The 1,059-nt window shown below is 61.0% G+C and carries 1 protein-coding gene; it reads left to right on the forward strand.

Translation table 11 applies throughout. The annotated features are described in order from the left end of the window. Positions 1–910, forward strand: a 910-nt coding sequence (locus A2J03_RS13670) for a tetratricopeptide repeat protein (protein WP_231912527.1), incomplete at its 5' end; no start/stop codon positions are given. Positions 911–1,059 lie beyond the last annotated feature (149 nt).

The raw sequence follows: 1,059 nt of genomic DNA on the forward strand, positions 1-1,059 counted from the left end.
CGAGTCAGTCGGCGCGACGGATCGACTCGCAATGATCGATCAGAACCTCGGCGGGCTATACCTGGCGCGAGACGATCTCGATGCGGCCGAGCTCTCGTTCTCGCGGGCGCACGAGCAGTTCGCGCGTCTCGGTGACTCTGCGAGAAGTGCCGTCTGTCAGTGCAACATCGGGGCTGCTGTGTTCAAGAAGGGACAGTTCGCACGAGCATCTTCCCTGATCGGTCGGGCGCTCGTCCACCTCGAGCGCGACCCAGACCACCGAAGATTGGTCGCCTGGGCTCACCGCAACCGCGCGTGCGCCGAATTGATGCTGGGCAACAGTGAGCAGAGTCTGGTTTTCCTCGGTTCAGCGCGACGTATGTCGAAGGAACTCGACGCGCTGATCGATGTGGCGAAGTGTGACTTCCTGGCCGCGCTGTGCCAGGCGTCGGTTCCTGAGCACGACCGTCTGCGAGCAGCCGTTGATCTAGCGCTGCCCGCACTGCTGTACCTCGATGCCCAACGGTTCCAGTTCGTCAGTGCGGCAGCACGTAAGTCGTGGTCAACGACGATGTCGTTGTGGAACTCGCATGTGTTCACGTGGGCACATGAACTGGGTGACGCGGCGCTCTTGACCGATTTGATCGAGTCGGCGATCAACTCGGGTACTCACGTCTCGGAGGTTTCAAGCGACGCGCATGCAGTGGTGTCCGAAGTGGGTGGGAGCGTGGCCGGTGACACAGTCACACTGGATATCGCCGACGCGGTGGCTGGCGTTGCGAGGACCTTGATCGCCGGCGCCGTGCTACCCATGCGGCCGCCGCCGAGGTTGTCGATGCCGGGCGGCCGGATCGTGCTCGGACAGTTCCTTCAGTCCGTTGACACCCGCTATGGCTTGGTCGTTCGTCCTGCAACGGTGAACATCGCATGAAGGTTGTGTCGAAATGCATTGTTACGCCGAATAGCCGACAGACACGACTGCGCTCGGGATCTAGTGTTTCAAATCGTCGTCACCCGTCACAGGGTGACGTGTTCGTCCGGACGAGTAGGAACCGAGAGTTTTGGCTGAAATAAGCAGAA

The organism is Rhodococcus sp. EPR-157 (assembly GCF_001647195.1).
Classification (GTDB): domain Bacteria; phylum Actinomycetota; class Actinomycetes; order Mycobacteriales; family Mycobacteriaceae; genus Rhodococcoides.